At 62.9% G+C, this 16,633-nt stretch carries 15 protein-coding genes; 7 read left to right on the forward strand and 8 right to left on the reverse strand.

The features are described 5' to 3' along the window. The first annotated feature begins 1 nt into the window (after position 1). On the forward strand, positions 2-424 hold the full coding sequence (locus AC6I99_RS16625; RefSeq protein WP_224088473.1) for an SMI1/KNR4 family protein: 423 nt from the start codon (positions 2-4) through the stop codon (positions 422-424). Between the two features lie 410 nt (positions 425-834). On the opposite strand, the gene AC6I99_RS16630 is transcribed toward AC6I99_RS16625, so the two are convergent. Genes AC6I99_RS16630 through AC6I99_RS16640 form a run of 3 tightly spaced genes read right to left on the reverse strand, consistent with a single transcriptional unit; the run spans position 835 to position 4,084 of the window. Next, a complete protein-coding gene (locus AC6I99_RS16630; protein WP_224165085.1) occupies positions 835-1,938 on the reverse strand; it encodes a polyprenyl synthetase family protein in 1,104 nt (367 codons plus the stop codon). Positions 1,939-1,947: 9 nt separating this feature from the next. Further along, a complete protein-coding gene (locus tag AC6I99_RS16635; RefSeq protein ID WP_224165086.1) occupies positions 1,948-3,291 on the reverse strand; it encodes a geranylgeranyl reductase family protein in 1,344 nt (447 codons plus the stop codon). Between the two features lie 22 nt (positions 3,292-3,313). Further along, a complete protein-coding gene (locus AC6I99_RS16640; protein WP_224088477.1) occupies positions 3,314-4,084 on the reverse strand; it encodes a demethylmenaquinone methyltransferase in 771 nt (256 codons plus the stop codon). A 91-nt stretch (positions 4,085-4,175) separates the two neighbouring features. Here AC6I99_RS16640 and AC6I99_RS16645 point away from each other — a divergent pair, with 91 nt between their 5' ends. From AC6I99_RS16645 to AC6I99_RS16660, 4 genes are all read left to right on the forward strand, one after another. Beyond that, positions 4,176-5,540 (forward strand): isochorismate synthase, encoded by a 1,365-nt coding sequence (locus AC6I99_RS16645; protein WP_497961306.1) that lies wholly within the window; start codon positions 4,176-4,178, stop codon positions 5,538-5,540. A gap of 158 nt (positions 5,541-5,698) precedes the next feature. Then, positions 5,699-6,499: an ABC transporter substrate-binding protein gene (locus AC6I99_RS16650; protein WP_224165089.1), complete on the forward strand. Its 801-nt coding sequence runs from the start codon at positions 5,699-5,701 to the stop codon at positions 6,497-6,499. A gap of 102 nt (positions 6,500-6,601) precedes the next feature. Next, positions 6,602-7,393, forward strand: a complete 792-nt coding sequence (locus AC6I99_RS16655; RefSeq protein ID WP_224088482.1) for an amino acid ABC transporter permease — start codon at positions 6,602-6,604, stop codon at positions 7,391-7,393. Positions 7,394-7,404: 11 nt separating this feature from the next. Continuing rightward, positions 7,405-8,199 (forward strand): amino acid ABC transporter ATP-binding protein, encoded by a 795-nt coding sequence (locus AC6I99_RS16660; protein WP_224165090.1) that lies wholly within the window; start codon positions 7,405-7,407, stop codon positions 8,197-8,199. An 88-nt stretch (positions 8,200-8,287) separates the two neighbouring features. Here AC6I99_RS16660 and AC6I99_RS16665 read toward each other — a convergent pair whose 3' ends face one another. The 4 genes from AC6I99_RS16665 to AC6I99_RS16680 all read right to left on the reverse strand — a co-directional run bounded on the left by AC6I99_RS16665 (position 8,288) and on the right by AC6I99_RS16680 (position 14,798). After that, positions 8,288-9,241, reverse strand: a complete 954-nt coding sequence (locus tag AC6I99_RS16665) for a hypothetical protein (protein WP_497944620.1) — start codon at positions 9,239-9,241, stop codon at positions 8,288-8,290. Between the two features lie 268 nt (positions 9,242-9,509). Further along, complete coding sequence (menD, locus tag AC6I99_RS16670) at positions 9,510-11,219, reverse strand: 2-succinyl-5-enolpyruvyl-6-hydroxy-3-cyclohexene-1-carboxylic-acid synthase (RefSeq protein ID WP_497944619.1); 1,710 nt, start codon at positions 11,217-11,219, stop codon at positions 9,510-9,512. A 384-nt stretch (positions 11,220-11,603) separates the two neighbouring features. Beyond that, the gene (locus AC6I99_RS16675; RefSeq protein WP_497961307.1) at positions 11,604-13,694 is read right to left on the reverse strand and encodes a PhoX family protein; all 2,091 of its coding nucleotides are present in this window, start codon (positions 13,692-13,694) and stop codon (positions 11,604-11,606) included. Between the two features lie 75 nt (positions 13,695-13,769). Then, the gene (locus AC6I99_RS16680) at positions 13,770-14,798 is read right to left on the reverse strand and encodes an o-succinylbenzoate synthase (RefSeq protein WP_497961308.1); all 1,029 of its coding nucleotides are present in this window, start codon (positions 14,796-14,798) and stop codon (positions 13,770-13,772) included. 95 nt (positions 14,799-14,893) lie between these two features. Here AC6I99_RS16680 and AC6I99_RS16685 point away from each other — a divergent pair, with 95 nt between their 5' ends. Beyond that, positions 14,894-15,271: a VOC family protein gene (locus tag AC6I99_RS16685; RefSeq protein WP_497961309.1), complete on the forward strand. Its 378-nt coding sequence runs from the start codon at positions 14,894-14,896 to the stop codon at positions 15,269-15,271. Positions 15,272-15,289: 18 nt separating this feature from the next. On the opposite strand, the gene AC6I99_RS16690 is transcribed toward AC6I99_RS16685, so the two are convergent. Further along, positions 15,290-15,898 carry a hypothetical protein gene (locus AC6I99_RS16690; protein WP_497961310.1) on the reverse strand — a complete coding sequence of 203 codons (609 nt, stop codon included), beginning with the start codon at positions 15,896-15,898 and terminating at the stop codon, positions 15,290-15,292. Between the two features lie 102 nt (positions 15,899-16,000). On the opposite strand from AC6I99_RS16690, the gene AC6I99_RS16695 reads away from it, so the two are divergent. Beyond that, on the forward strand, positions 16,001-16,621 hold the full coding sequence (locus tag AC6I99_RS16695) for a DUF2510 domain-containing protein (RefSeq protein ID WP_497961311.1): 621 nt from the start codon (positions 16,001-16,003) through the stop codon (positions 16,619-16,621). Positions 16,622-16,633 lie beyond the last annotated feature (12 nt).

The raw sequence follows: 16,633 nt of genomic DNA on the forward strand, positions 1-16,633 counted from the left end.
CATGACTGACATGTTCCTCGAGAAATTCCGCGCGCTGGTCCCAAAGTATCTCGAGGATGAATGGCAGGAAGAAGACGGCCTCACACCAGAGGAACTGGACGAGGCCCTCGCCGATCACTCCTTTACCATCCCGCTGGCTCTGCGCGAGTTCTACCTTGCCCTCGGTGGTTGCGAGGACCTCATGGAGGCGTACCACTACTTCTGGGATCCCGAGGAACTCGAGGTGGATGACGAAGGCTTCCTCATGTTCCTCGAAGACGAAGAGGAACAATTCACCTGGGGCTTCCGCATCGCCGATGTCAGCATCCCGGACCCCATCGTCTGGCGCCGCAACAACGCCCGCGGCCAGTGGAAGAGCGAAGAAGGCACGTTCTCCGAATTCGTCTTCGACATGTTCGAGTGGGCGTTCAACGACGAAGACTAAGTTCTGACTGGCAGCCCCTGCGCTCCCCTTGATGGGTGGCGCGGGGGCTGTTTTTATTTGGGCTGGCGATGGCCCTCCCTTGGGGTCTTGCTGTTAAAGGGAATGGCCCCGGTCCGCTGCAACGTTACGAGTCATACGCTGCACCGAACCGGGACCACAATCTCCGTTCGCATCAGACCCACCGGAGGCATTTAGTGGATCCGTGAATAGCTTATGACAACTCTGTCACATACGCAACTTTTTGCGTCAATGATTTTCCAATGACCATGATCTTATTTACGGAACCGTGGAGTTTTCCATATAGCTGCAAAACACAGCACATTAAGCAACGCGGGGTCACTTACGGCCCATAAATCCCCTCGGGATGGGCCGTAAGTGACCCCGCGTTGCGGTTAAACGGAACGAGGAAGCTAGCTGCTCCGGTCCACCACTGCGTGCGCGAAGTTGGTCAGCGACGTCTTAACAACGCCCTCAGGCAGCGGCGCCAGAGCCGAAATGGCCTCCGAAGACCACTGGCGGGCGATCTTCCAGGATTCGGTGGTCACAGGGTGTTCGCGCAAACCAGCCACAGCATCGGCAAGGGCGGCATCGGACGTCAAGTCGCCGTCCACCAACTCCAGCAGGGCAGCCGCGGAGGAATCCCCCGCTGCAGCATCACGGCGCAGGAGGAGCACGGGCAAGGTGGGCACGCCTTCGCGGAGGTCGGTGCCCGGGGACTTGCCGGACTTGACCTTCACGCCGGTGACATCGATGACGTCGTCGGCAAGCTGGAAGGCCACGCCCACCTTCTCGCCGTACTCAACCAAGACGTCCTCGTATGTGGGATCGGCACCGGCGAAGATTGCGCCAAGTTGGCCGGAGGCTGCAACCAGGGAGCCGGTCTTGTCGGCGATGACGGAGAGGTAGTGCTCCACGGCGTCTTCGTCCTCGCGCGGGCCCACGGTTTCATGGAGCTGGCCGAGGCACAGCCGTTCGAAGGTGCGGGCCTGGATGCCGAGGGCACGGGAGCCGAGCTCGGAGACGAGGATGGAGGCCCGGGCAAAGATCAGGTCGCCGGTGAGGATAGCCACCGAGTTGCCCCACACTTCGTGGGCCGTCGGGGCGCCGCGGCGGAAGGGCGCGGAGTCCATGACGTCGTCGTGGTACAGGGTTGCAAGGTGCGTCAGTTCAACCACGACCGCAGCCTGGACCACCTCGGGACGGGATGCGTCTCCGAGGTGTGCGCACAACAATGTGAGCAGCGGACGGATGCGCTTGCCGCCGGCTTCCACCAGATGGCGCGACGTTGCGTCAGCAAGGGGGTCCGAGTTGGAAATGGCTTCGCGAAGCTTCTTTTCCACGCGGGCCAGGTTGGTGGTGATGGCTGGGCCGAGTTCGGCGTCGCCGGCGATGGCGGCAAAACCGGCGGGCAGCTGGAGCCCTGTGGCGATGGCGGTGGTGTTGGGGGCAGGCTCAACAGTGTCCGGCAGGCCGTGCCCGGCATGCGTCCAGCTGTGTTCGGCAGAGTTCGTCACGGCTTAACCCTAACTAGTTGTTGCGGAAACCGCGGTGTCGGAGTCTGCCGCCTTAAAAGGGCGGACAGGGGAAGTGTTGGACGTGGCCGGGACGAGCATCTCAAGGACGCGGATTACGCGATCTTCGAAGCCCTTCGCGGACGGGTCCGTGAGATTGGCGAGCATACGCACCACGAAGCGCATCAGCATCGGAATCGGCATACCCGTGCGCAGTGCGAGCTTCATGACGGCGGGCTTGCCGATCAAAGAAGCAAACATGCGACCCAAAGTGAAGTGCGATCCCCACTGGTCCCGCACATAGTCCGCGTACCGCGAAAGGTGGGCGTCGGCGTCGTCGGCGGTCCATCCGGCGGAAGCGGAACGTGAAGCAGAGTCAATCAGGAACTCAGCCGCGAACCGGGCCGACTCCATGGCGTAGGAGATACCCTCGCCGTTGAAGGGGGACACCATGCCACCGGCGTCGCCCAGCAGGAGCAGTCCGGGTGAGTAGTGCGGCGTGCGGTTGAAGCCCATGGGCAGCGCGGCGCCGCGGATCTCCCCCACTTGGTTCTCAGGCGTGAAGCCCCAATCGGCGGGCATTCCAGCCGTCCACTCGCGCAGGACCTGCTTGTAGTCCAGCTTGCCGAATTCCTTGGAAGAGTTCAGTATTCCGAGCCCCACGTTGGACGTGCCGTCGCCGACCCCAAACACCCAGCCGTAGCCGGGCAGCGGCTTGCCGGACTTGCCGGGGAGCTCCAGCCAGCCTTCCATCCAGTCGTCTTCGTGCCTGGGAGATGTGAAGTAAGTTCGCACGGCGACGCCCAACGGACGGTCATCACGCTTGTGCATACCCAGCGACACAGCGGTGCGCGTGGAGTTGCCGTCCGCAGCGAGTACGACGTCGGCATGGAAGTCGCGCGTTTCGCCCGTCTTGCGTCCGGACTCGTCGAGGATGGACGCCCGCGCGCCGATGACGCGGCCGTCGTCGGACTGCAGGGCGGACGTGACGCTGTGGCGTTCAAGCACGACGGCGCCCGCGGCCTGTGCGTGACGGGCCAACTCTTCGTCGAAGCCCAGCCGGGTCCGAATCAGTCCGTAGGTTGGAAAGTCTGAAACCTCGGGCCAAGGCAGCTCGATGGTACGGCCGCCTGCAATGAGTCGAAGACCCTTGTTTCGGCGCCAGCCCTCGGACTCGGCATGCGGCAATCCGAGCTTCTGGATTTCACGGACCGCGCGCGGGGTGAGACCGTCGCCGCAGACTTTTTCGCGGGGAAAGGAGGTCTTCTCCAGGACTGTGACATCAATGCCGGCCTGGGCGAGGTAATACGCGGCGGTGGACCCGGCGGGTCCCGCGCCAACAATCAGTACTTTCACGTCGTCCTAAATAAGTGGCACGTCAGGTGGGCTGGCTGCCGGACCGGCGCGGTTTGATCTGGCGGCGAAGCTTGGCCACGGGCACGCTTTCGCGGTGCTCGGCCGGCTTCTGCGCGCGGTGTACGGCAACGATGCCGCCGCTGAGGTTGCGGTAGGTGATGTCCGTCCAACCAGCGTCGCTGAGCCACTGGGCAAGGTGGTCCTGGTCCGGCCAGGCGCGGATCGACTCTGCCAGGTAGACGTAGGCATCCGGGTTGGAGGAGACCTTGGTGGCGATGGCCGGGAGGGCGCGCATCAGGTATTCGGTGTAGAGGTTGCGCCACAGCGGCACCACGGGGTGCGAAAATTCCGCGATGACCAGCCGGCCGCCGGGCTTGGTGACGCGCAGCATTTCCTCGAGGGCTTTGCGCGGTTCAACAACATTCCGCAGGCCGAAGGAAATGGTGGAAGCGTCAAAGCTGTTGTCCGCGAACGGCAGGTTGGTGGCATCTCCGGCGATGAAGTCGATGTCCGGGCGGCGGCGTTTGCCCACTTTGAGCATGCCCAGAGAGAAGTCGCAGGCCACGACATCCACGCCGGCATCGGCGTACGGTTCGCTTGAGGTGCCCGTTCCAGCGGCGAGGTCCAGGACCTTCTGGCCCACCTTTACATCCATGGCATCCACCACGATGCGGCGCCACCGACGCGTCTGCCCCATGGAGAGGACGTCATTCACGACGTCGTATTTGGGGGCGACATCGTCAAACATCGTCGCAACTTCGTCCGGACGCTTTTCCAAGGATGCTCGGTTCACCCTGCAATTGTCTCAGACATTCAGCCGACTTTGCTGCGCTGTAGAACTCGGCTCAGGTTCTGGCGGCACGCGGGAGTACTGTTGTTCCATCATGACGAGCACGCTCCGTACCTTGACAGTCCCCCTCGATGTCGAATCATCCTCCGGGGGGCTGCCGTCGTTTCTGGTCCGGGACGACGTCCTCTGCTGGTCACGCCGCGAAGCCGGTCTGGTGGGGTACGGCGAGCTGACACGGTTCAACGCCTCGGGGCCTGAGCGCTTCCTTGAGGCTGATATCTGGTGGCGGCACCTCATTCTTGAGGCCGAAATCATCGATCACGTGGAGATCCCGGGCACTGGCCCGGTTGCGTTCGGCTCGTTCGCTTTTTCCAAGATGTCCCCGCACGTTTCCCGGCTGATCGTCCCGGAGATGGTGGTCGGCATCCGCGATGGCCGCGCATGGGCCACCCAACTGACTTTCGACGACGTCGAGCTCACCGAGGCGGGCGTCCTCGCCGCCCTGGACCGCTGGCTGACCAGCACCGACCCCTATGAAGCCGATGGTGAGGCCACTACGGCAGGAGGGTCCGACGTCGGGCTGTCACCTGACGCTTTTTCGCCCAACGGTGCGGCTGGTTACCTGAGCCGGGGGTCGTTGAGCGAAACGGATTGGATGCAGGCTGTCTCCAACGGCGTGGCGGAAATCCGCACCGGCAAGCTGGAGAAACTTGTCCTGGCGCGCGACGTCGTAGCCAACCTGCCTGCCGGCGTGAACGCTGCGGAGGTGCTTCGCCAGCTGGCGGCACGGTACCGGGAATGCTGGACGTATGGCGTTGACGGCCTGGTCGGTGCGACACCGGAAATGCTGATTCAGGTGGAGGGTCGCACGGCTCAGGCCCGCGTTCTGGCCGGCACGTTGGATCGCCGCGACGCCGAAGGTGTGGACGGATCCCCCATGGCCTACGCCGAGCGGGTTCTGGCCGGATCTGAAAAGCAGCGCCACGAGCATGAGATTGCGATTGATTCGCTGACCCGCCAGCTGGCGCCGTTTTCCGAGGCGATGAACTCCCACAGCGAGCCCTTCATTCTGGAACTGCCCAACGTGTGGCATCTGGCCTCGGACGTCAAAGCCGAGCTTGCTGATATTGAAGGTCATGTGCCCACGTGCTTGGCCCTGATCAATGCGCTGCATCCAACCGCGGCAGTGTGCGGAACACCTACTTTGGTGGCCGGTGCGCTGATCCGGAAACTGGAGCACCTGGACCGTGGCCCCTACGCCGGGCCGGTGGGTTGGCTTGATGCTGCCGGCAATGGCGAATGGGGCATTGCCTTGCGCGGCGCGGTCATCGAGGACGCCAACACAGTACGTCTTTACGCGGGTTGCGGGATCGTGGAAGGTTCCCAGCCTGAGGCTGAGCTTGCCGAGACATGGGCCAAATTCCGGCCAATGCTCGAGGCCCTGGGGATCCAGCGCTGAATCTGGGATCTCAGACTGGGACTCGCGGGTGGCACTTGCATATTCGCTAAACTAGTTATCTGATAGTGAAACTAAGTTTCCTGTGATGCACATCTCACGTTGGGCGCTACACTAAAACCGACTCAGCTCAGCATCCACTGCAACAAAAGGTAAAAAACATGCAGATCTCCCGTTCGGTTCTGTCCGGCACCAAGATGGCCGCCGTGCTCGCAGCAGGCGCCCTGGCCCTGACCGCCTGCGGTGGCGCCTCCACCCCGGCTGCCTCGAGTGGCTCAGGCCCCAAGCTCATCAACGCCGGCAAGCTCACCGTGTGCTCGGATGTCCCCTACGAGCCCTTCGAGTTCCAGAAGGACGGCAAGATCGTCGGCTTCGACATGGACATCGCCAACGAAGTGGCCAAGGACCTCAAGGCCGAACTCAACGTGGTGGACAGCTCCTTCGAAGCAATCGAGACCGGCACTGCGCTGACTGGTTGCGACGTCTCCATCTCCTCAATCTCCATCACCGATGTCCGCAAGAACGTCATGGACTTCTCCAACCCGTACATGGATGACGACCTGACCCTCGTGGCTACCTCGTCCTCGGGCATCAACAACCTTGACGGTGCCAAGGGCAAGAAGGTGGGCGTCCAGCAGGCCACCACCGGCGCCCAGTACGCCAAGGACAAGGGAATCGACGCCCAGCAGTTCGAGGACTCCGGCCTCCTGGTCCAGGCCCTCAAGGCAGGCACCATCGACGCCGCCGTCGGCAACCAGTCGGTTCTGGGTTACGCCATCATGGACGATTCCAAGCTCAAGCGCGTTGAAGACTACGCAACGGGCGAGAAGCTGGGAATCTCCATCAAGAAGGGCAACACCGCCATGGCTGACGCCGTCAATGCGACCCTGAAGCGCCTCACCGATGACGGCACCCTGAAGAAGTTCGAGACAACCTGGTTCGGCGAAGCAACCAAGAAGTAGTCCGAGCCCCGGCTCCCCAGAATCACGCAGGCGGGCCCCGCAACGATCTGTTAAAGCAGTCCGTTCGGGGCCCCACCTGCGCACTACGAATGTGAGAACACCATGGCAATGACTGCACGTCAACGAGCCAAAGTCAGTCTGTACGTCCAGGCCGGGATCTTCGTTGTGGCCCTGGCCGCAGTAATCCTCGCCGTGGACTGGAAGACCGTTGGAAACAGCGTCTTCAACTTCGCCAAAATCGGCCCGATGTTCCCCGACATCTTCCTGATCGGCCTCAAGAACACCCTCATCTACACGGCGCTTGCCTTCGTTGTGGGCCTCTCCGGTGGTCTGCTGCTCGCCCTGATGAAGCTCTCATCCTTCCCCCTCTACCGCTGGCTCGCCACCGGATACATCGAATTCTTCCGCGGCGTCCCCGCCCTGCTGGTCTTCATCGCCTTTGGCTACGGTGTGCCCCTGGCCTTCGGTGTCCAGTGGGACGTCAACATAGTGGTCATGGTTTCCCTGGGCATGGTGGCCTCCGCCTACATCGCCGAAACCCTGCGCGCCGGCCTCCAGGCCGTGCCCAAGGGACAGATGGAAGCCGCCCGCTCCCTTGGCATGCCGCACTGGCGCGCGATGGTCTCCATCGTCATTCCGCAGGCGTTTAAAATCGTCCTGCCGCCGTTGACCAACGAGATCATCCTGCTCACCAAGGACTCCTCGCTGATCTACGTCCTGGGCCTCACCGCGTCCCAGTATGAGCTGACCAAGTTCGGCCGCGACGGCATCTCCAGCCTCGGAGCCGGCCTCACGCCGTTGCTTGTGGCCGGTGCCTTCTACCTGGTCATCACCATCCCCTTGAGCCTCCTGGCACGGAAGTTCGAAAGCCGCTCCGCGCGGACGAAGCGATAGGCAGGACAGTCATGAATAACTCCACCGGGAGCACCGCAGCCGTTCGCGCCGCAGGCGTGGACATCAAGGACCTCCGTAAGTCCTACGGCAACAATGAGGTTCTCAAAGGCATCTCGCTGACCGTTGAACCGGGCCAGGTCGTGTGCCTGATCGGGCCCTCGGGTTCCGGAAAGTCCACCCTCCTGCGCTGCGTGAACCTGCTTGAACACCCGAATGCGGGCACCATTAACGTGGGCAAGTTCGAGGCCACCGACCCCGACGTCGACCTCAACCGCATGCGTCAGAGCGTCGGCATGGTGTTCCAGCACTTCAACCTGTTCCCGCACCTGAGCGTGCTGGACAACTGCACCATCTCGCAGATGAAGGTCCTCAAGCGGTCCAAGTCCGAGGCCGCCGACGTAGCACGCCGCAACCTCGAACGCGTTGGCCTTGGACACCTGTCCGATCGTTTTCCGGACCAGCTCTCCGGTGGCCAGCAGCAGCGCGTAGCCATTGCACGCGCGCTGTCCATGGATCCGCAGCTGATGCTCTTCGACGAGCCAACGTCCGCCCTTGACCCGGAGACGGTGGGTGATGTCCTGGCCGTCATGCGCAAACTGGCCCAGGAAGGCATGACCATGCTGGTGGTCACCCACGAGATGGGCTTTGCCCGCGAAGTGGCTGACCGCGTGGTCTTCATGGATGCCGGCGTCGTAGTGGAGGAAGGCCCGGCGGAACACGTCATCAGCGCCCCGTCCCAGCCGCGAACCAAGGAATTCCTGCGCCGCGTCCTGGACCCGACGCATATCGACGTCGTGGAGGACTGACGCTTCGCTGCCGCGCAAATTCGCTGGCGCCGCGCAAACGGGAGGGCGACACTCACATGTGGGTGTCTCCCTCCCGTTTCTGTGTCGCCTACGAATTTGGGTGTCCTAATGACGCACGACGACGGCGGGGAACCCCGGCTGCCACAAGCTCACGTTCCAGCTTGCCAACTGTCAAGTCACTCCACACCAACCGGAACACACCTCTGCCGGTGGCGCGGATGGCATTCTCGCGGTCCTTTTCTTCGATCACTACTTGGGAAGGCGAACGTCCCTTCAAGTACTCCGGCTTCATATATTTTTCGCGGCCATCGAATTCTCCGACGACTCTGACGTCCTTCCAGTAATAGTCCGTATAGACGACCCCTATCTTCGTTCGAACTTCATACTGCAACTCGGGAGCAGCAAAACCGGCGAGATGCATGAGTCCCCTGCAGTAGGACTCCCCCGGCGAACCCGAATTCGTAGCAGCGAACTGAACAACCGCTGCTATACGCTTGGCGGCGGCCTTCGAATACCGGGCATCAATAGCATTCAACAGCTCATCCCTTGTTACTGGTTCGCGACGACGTCCAGGGGATAAAAGGAAATCCACGGGAACAACAGCCTCGGCAAAGGGCACGGAAGCTGCGATGTCCAATACCGTCCTGACGCGGCTGGTCACCAGGAAACCGTTCATTTCCTCAGCTTCCTGGAAACCGTCGCTGACATAGTGCCGTCGGACACCTGCCCTGGACCTACCCCCTCCGGCGTAGGAGCTGAGTGCGTGAATGGGTTGTCGTCCGAGGATGGTCGGAATGCCATGAATGCTGGCCGCGGAGTGGTGCGAGAACACGGTGGCGGACGTGAACGTCTCCGCCGCTGCCTCGACCCTCAGGGCATAGCGATCCCAACTCTCCAACAGCGCCCAATTCTGCGCGTCGACATACACCCCATGCCTGATTCTCACGAGCTTTCCGGCTTTGGCTGCCTCCGACAATTTCCGGGAATCCCCGCCGATGAGTGACAGGTCCTTGGCGAGGATCAGTTTGGGTAGGCTCCGCATAGCACCAGCCTTCTGCTTTGACGCTGCCTTGAGTAGGCTCTCTCCGCCGTATGTGGAAACTCCCGATCCACCGCCGCTGCGGAGACGGACCAACGACACCCGGATTCGGTCGCCTCGCAGTCCGGTTCACGACGCTCCACGTCTTGGCCGACACCCAGATTCACGGAGGTCACCCAAATCCGCGCAGCGTGGATCTGTATGCGCAGCGCCAAAGAATCTTGGAGGCGCAAACGGATTTGGGTGGCGCCGGCCGAGATTAGGCCCGGGACTAGCCCGCGGTCAACACCTTGCCCACGGCACCGGAGACTGCTTCCTTGATGCGGGCATGAAGTGCCCGCAGGCCTGCGCGGTCCACGCGCACCTCCACAATGGTGCGTCCCTTCAGCGGCGACTTGAGTGCCTCCGCAAGTTCCGCCGTCGTACTTATCGTCTGGTGTCCGACGCCGTATGCGGCCGCGAGTGCCGCGATGTCCACTGAGTGTGGCGTGCTAAAGAGGCGTTCGACGGCGGTGCCGTAGGCCCCCGAGTCCTCCACCGCGCCGTGCTCGAGGAGGCTGAAGATGGCGCCGCCGGAGTCGTTAAGGACCACGATCCGAAGATCGGGGATGGGCTCGCCCTGGCCCAAGAGTAGTCCGCCGGCGTCGTGGAGGAACGTGACGTCGCCAAGGAGAAGCGTGGTTTCTCGGCCGCTTCCGAGGGCAATTCCCGTAGCGGTGGCGATGGTGCCGTCAATGCCGGCGAGGCCGCGGTTGGCGTAGACAGTGGCGATGGGGTCGGGGTGCGGTTGGCCTGCGAGGTCGACGTCGCGTATGCCGTTGGAGGAGCCGAGAACCAATTTCCCGCGCGAGTGCTCCCAGACGGCGGCTCCGACGGAAGGACCATTGGCAGTCGACTCCCCAGCCAATATTCCATCCAAGGCATGTTGGGCGGCCGCCCCCGCCAGGAGCCAGGAATCCAGCCACTCTGCAGAGCCCCGGCCGGCGAACGCGGCCAACTCGGGGAGGGTTTCAATGGGTGTTTCGCGGCGTCGGCCAGCCTCGTACCAAGCCACAGGGACCGGCTGGTAAATGGCGGATTCGATACCGGGACGTGCCAAGAGCGCGGCCACTGGCCGGGAAAGGGTGGCCCTGCCGAACAGGACCACGCGCTCGATCGGTGTAGCCGACCCCGGACCAAAATGCTCCAGCAACACCCGGTACGGGCCCACGGCATTCGGACCGAATCGCGCGTTGGACGAAGGTTCGGCAAGCAGGGGAAGGACGTGCGCGCGTGCGAAGGCCTCAGCCACGGGACCGGCGTCGTGGCCTGCTAGAACCACGGTGCGTCGCTCGGCGAGCTCGCTCGAAGCCGCCGGAAGATCGAGCGCCTGGGGGCCGGCGTCGTAATGGAAAACGCTGTGACCAGCGGCGGTGGGAAGGGCATCGCCCGCGCCTGGAACCAACGGGTCGCGGAACGCGAGGTTCACTTGCACCGGACCTGGCGGCGTGTCCTCGAGGGCGCCCGTGGCAGCATACAACGCTGTGGCAACCGCCCGTTGGGGGTTGTCCCCCGCGGCGACGTCGACGGCGAAGCGGACGTGATCGCCGAACAGGTCCAGTTGGATTGTGGTCTGGTTCGCCCCGGTTCCGTGAAGCTCCTCCGGCCTGTCTGCCGAGACGACCACCAGCGGCACGGCCGCGTGGTTGGCCTCCATCACGGCGGGCAGCAGATTCCCGACGGCGGTACCCGAGGTTGTCAGGACAGCGGCGGGCGCTTCGGTTGCGAGGGCGAGGCCGAGCGCCGTGAATCCGGCATCCCGTTCATCGATCCGGACATGCAGGAGAACTTTGCCCGCCGCTTCTGCCTCCGCAAGGGCGTAGGCCATGGGTGCAGAACGCGAACCCGGCGCCACCACCACGTGCCGCACACCGCCGTCGAGCAGTGCAGTCACGGCGATTCTGGCGGCAGCGATGGATGTCAGAGAGTCCTGTGAAGTCACCGTTCCAGTCTATTGGCGCAGGCGGGACCCCAATTGCGCGCTCACATCCAACCGGCTCCCACCCGATGCGCTCTCACATCCACCCGGCGTCCACCCGAAGTTCTCTCACACTCTGTGCCATGAAAAGGATCGCCCAGCACCCCGCGGGAAGTGAGAGAACGACCGTCAAAACGACGCAGGAAGTGAGAGAACAATCGTCAAAACGACGCGGGAAGTGAGAGAACAACCGTCAAAACCCTGCAGGAAGTGAGAGAACAACCGTCAAAACAACGCAGGAAGTGAGAGAACAATCGTCAAAACGACGCAGGAAGCGAGAGAGCATCGGTGACGCGGAACGCTCCCCTGCTTGGAGATCCCAGGCAGAGGAGCGTTCCGGGGTTAGTGCTACTTGCGGAACACCTGGACGATCGACGGCCGCGGAGCCCGAACCGCACCGGCAGCGGGCGTGGCTCCAGCGTCTACGTAGTCCGGGAAGAACGAGTGCTGGTCAGCGAACGTTCCTTCCTCGCCCGGGTGCTGAACGGCGACGAAAACGGTGCGCTCTTCATCGTGGATGATCGGACCACAGGTTTCGGCATCGCGCGGGACGGCCAGGAACTGCTCCACCTTTCCGCGTTCGGGCCCTTCGAGGGTGACCTTGAACAGCCCATCTGCATAGCCGATGGAGGACGGTGCACCATCGGTGGAGATCCAGAGATTGCCCACGGAGTCGAAGGCCACGTTGTCCGGGCAGGAGATCGGGGATACCTTGTCCGCCGGGAATCCGGAGAAGTACGTGGACGTGTTCTTGGCGGGGTCACCGGCCACCAACAGCAGGGTCCAGTTGAACTTGGTGCCCGTCTGGTCCGGGCCTTCGGTGATTTCCACGATGTGGCCGTCACGGTTCAGCGCACGGGGGTTGACCTCGGTAGCGCCTTCCTTGCCGGCCTTGCCGCGGTCCGAGTTGTTGGTGCAGGCCACGTAAACCTTGCCGGTGAGCAGGTTGGGCTGGACGTCTTCACAGCGGTCCATCTTGGTGGGGCCAACCTTGTCAGCGGCAAGACGCGTGTAGACCAGGACTTCAGCAACGGACATGCCGGGAACTGCCGAGACGCCACCCACCACCAGCGGCAACCACTCGCCGGTGCCGTCAAAGGCGCCGTCGGAAGGAACCTTGCCCGTGCCATCAATTTCTGCAGCCGGGGAGTCTCCCGTGAAACGGGCAACGTAGAGATCACCTTCGGAGAGGAGGCCCATGTTGTTCTTGCGGGCTTCCGCTGAGTCGCCGGGCTGGTATTTGCCCTTGGACACGAACTTGTAGAGGTAATCAAAGCGTTCGTCGTCACCCATGTACGCCACAACCTGGCCAGAGGGAGCGACAATCACGTTGGCGCCCTCATGCTTGAAGCGGCCCATGGCGGAGTGCTTCTTCGGAGTCGAGGTGGGGTCGAAGGGGTCAACTTCGACGATCCAGCCGAAGCGGTTGGTCTCGTTGGCGTAGCCGGCATTGCGGGTGTCGAAGCGCGGCTCGTCGAGTTCCCACTGACGCGTGGTCGGCTTCGCAGATATGCCGTAGCGCTTGTCGCCGTCACTCGTGCCGGGGGCGGCGAAGTAGCCGTTGAAGTTCTCCTCGCCGGAAAGGATAGTTCCCCATGGAGTGGTTCCGCCGGAGCAGTTGCCCAAGGTTCCCTTGATCCAGCGGCCTTCCGGGTCATCGATTGTCTTGACCAGGTTGGTTCCTGCAGCAGCGCCAGTCAGTTCGTAGACGGTGTCCGTGAGGAAGCGGCGGTTCAGGGGTGCTCCCTGAACGTAGTTCCACGGCTTGTTCTTGTTCTTGCGCTCCAACTCCACCACCGTCAGGCCGTGACCGGCCCGGCCAATTGCACGGGCTTCGGCGGCGTCAAAACCTGCCGGCAGCATGATGTTCTCGTTGGTGTATTCGTGGTTCGTGAACAATACGGCTCGACGATCCTTGGACCCGGGAACCGGGATGATGTCCGTGTAGTCGTTGTTGTAGCCGAATTGGCGGGCCTGGGCGGCAGCGGTCTGCGCGTTGAGGTTGAAGGCCGGCGAGTCGGCGAAAAGGGGGTCACCCCAACGGATGATCGGCTTCCAGTCGAACCCCTCCGGAACCGTGACGGCGTCGACGGCGGCGTCAACCGGCTTGATTGCCGTGAACTGAAGCTTGGACTTTTCGAAACCCATCTTGGCTGCGTCCGACAAACCGTTACCAGCATCGGCGACCGCAGGTTCGGCACCAGTCACCGCACTACCAAGAACGACGGCGAGCGCACCGGCGGCGCCAAGCCCCAGGGCGGCCCGGCGGGTCATCGCCGTTGAGGCGATGTCGCGAAAGTAGCCGTTGGAGCTCGTGTTGCAAACATCGCCGGCGCAGGCGTTGTCGCACTTGAGAGCGCAGGTGACGGCACTGCGTTTGCCTTTGGTGTGGCCGAACATTGGCAGCAGCGGGAACGTGCGTCCGGTGGTATCAGACATGGGGGACCTTCCAGAGAATGTACGAGGTTCCCGCTGAGCCTTTCAGCGCAATCCGAATCCGAGAGGACTCTCTGGTTAAGTTTCGGTGAACAGGTCTTCTTGGGAGGAAGCGAGCGTCGAATGTACGCGCCGCAGCCTCTCCAACCACCAGTCGCGACGTTCCCCCGGAGCCGCGTATTGCTCCAGCAGCCCGGGATCGGCGACGGCCTCGCGAAGGTGGATGGCGCCGTCGTCGGGTACCAAGGGATCCAGGGTGATGTCCGACGCAAAGAGCGAAACGGTGCCGAGCCCGCAGGCGTATGGCAGCGAAGGCAGCGCGGCGGCGAGCGCCAGACCGGCGCGGATCCCAATGGAGGTATCGAGGGCGGAGCTGACGACGGCGGGAAGGCCGGCTTGGGCGACAATGTCCAGGGCACGTGCCACTCCCCCAAGCGGCGCAACCTTGACGACGATGAGGTCCGCAGCCCCCGCCCTCGCCACACGAAGGGGGTCAGCTTCTTTGCGGACGCTTTCGTCGGCGGCTACCAGGACGGGCGTTCCCGCAGCGGCTAGCCGACGGCGCACCTCAGCCAGGCCCCCAATGTCCGGTACAGGCTGTTCCGCATATTCAAGTCCGGCAACTGACAGTTTGCCCAACGATTCTACAGCCTGGTCAACATCCCAGCCCCCGTTCGCGTCGACGCGGATGGCGGCGTCGGGAAGGGCGTCGCGCACGGCGGTGACCCTTGCGACGTCGTCGGCAAGAGACTGACCACGCTCCGCAACCTTGATCTTGACGGCATCCACCCGGCCAAACCGCGCGAGTACTTCCGGCACGCGTTCGGCGGGAACTGCGGGAACGGTGGCGTTCACGGGGATGCTGTCCCGAAGTGTTGGAGGGAACCCAGTCCAGCCCGCTTCCAGGGCGGCAGAGAGCCAGCGCGAGGATTCGTCGTCGTCGTATTCCGGGAAGGGGCAGAATTCGCCCCATCCGAGCGGCCCTTTCAAGAGGAGTGTTTCCCGCTCCGTAATTCCGCGGAACTTCACGCGCATGGGCAGTGAAACAACGTGGGCGTTGTCGAGGAGTTCTTCGAGCGGCGGCAAATCGGGAAGGCGATCAGGCATATTGCCACTGTACCGGCGGCTCCTGGCGCCAAAGGCTGGCCAATCAGCCTATGTGGATAACTCGTGTCATTCCAAGAATCCGTACACTGGGTTCCATGTCATGCCGTATCAGCGAACTGGTCCTCCACTGTGCCGATCCCGAAGTGCTGGCGCGGTTTTGGAGCGACGTCCTCGGTTACGTCGAGCTCGACCGGGAAGATGGCGCGATCGAGATCGGCCCTCCGGACGTCGGGTTCGGCGGCCTGCAGCCCACCATCATCCTGAGTCCCAGCAGCGACCCGCGGACTGGAAGACTTCCCCTGCACATTGACGTCAATCCCGTCGACAGGGACCAGGACGCCGAACTGGAACGTTTGCTCGCCCTCGGAGCCCGCCCTGCTGACGTCGGGCAGAGCGGAAACGAGCAATGGCATGTCCTGGCGGACCCTGAGGGCAATGAGTTCTGCCTCCTGCGTAAGCGGCTGGACCCCTGATCAGATAGCCGGACCACGTTAGTCGGACCAGTACCTGCGGACCTTCCCGAGTCCCTGACCCAACTGCTCACCGGACAAGGTAAGGGAACTTTCGGGCATTCCGATCGCATCCCACCGAGCAACTACCCGCGTGTCTCCTTCGAGGGGCAGGGGCCACAGCCAGTAGTGGGCCGTTGACTGAACCATTTCATAATTGCCGCTCCCCCCGCCGCCGCCCAGCGTAGTCAGCACGGGACCTGTGACGTCGTCAGCCCCTTCGTGCATCGACGGCCCGGGACCGGCTGCAACCGCCTTGCGCCCATCGGGGAAAGCGACCCCGAGCTGCAGTCCCGTGCCGGTATCAAGGCTTGAACGGGGACGGTTGAAGGACTGGTCCATGACCTCACGCCACTCCCGGTCCGACTCGTCGCCGCGGCGAACCGACCACACGAGGTCCAAAGTACATCCCGTGGAATACACCTCAACCAGCTTCAGGGCCATCACCATCTGTCGGCTGTTGTAAACGAACTCGTCGATGTGCACCACGCCAGGCAGCTCGTCCGACGGCGGCCCGGACCAGCCGGGGCGGAGTGGCTGGGGTTGGCGCGGACGTTGGGGTGGCTCTGGAAGATCGTCGAAGAACGTCATGCTCCATCCTTACACCGCCACGAAAGCTAAAGGGAGGGTTCCATCCGAACGGAGGAAGCGAACCGCGCTATCCTCTGATTCACGACTCATTTCAGGGGAAATATGACGCACGCACCCAACGGTTCCACGACGCCCGCCGGTTGGTACCCGGATCCTTCCTTTCCGCAGCAGATGCGCTGGTGGGACGGGGTCCAGTGGACACCTCATCTTGCCCCTGCCACCGCGCAGTTCATGCCGCTCCAGCGCGTTCTGATCAGCAACCAGACGCCTGTGTACAACCCGTTCATTTGGGCCGTGGTGCTGCTGCCGCTGGTGCCGCTCCTGCTGATGCTCACCTGGCAGCCGGAATTCCGATACATGACTACTCGGCAGGGCATGACCACGCTGGATCCCATGTCGATCTACACGCCCGGCTACTTCCTCCTCCAAGCGTCAGGGCTGCTTACCTATGGCGTATCTGTCCTGATGGCCTTCTTGGACTATCGGCGGCTGGCCAGTTCCGGCGTCGTCCGTCCCTTCCACTGGGCATGGTGCTTCCTGAGCCCCGCTGTGTACATCATTGGCCGAACGATCATCGTCCGTAAAGTGGCGCCCGGCCGAGGCATGGCCCCCATCTGGGCAATGATTGCGACGGTCGTACTGTCATTCATCGTGGCAGGCATCTGGATGTCGACGATGATGCAGTCGCTGTATAGCCAGATCGGTTATTCGATAAACGCCTAATGTCCTGGGCGC

Source organism: Arthrobacter sp. TmtSoilC77 (assembly GCF_059739415.1).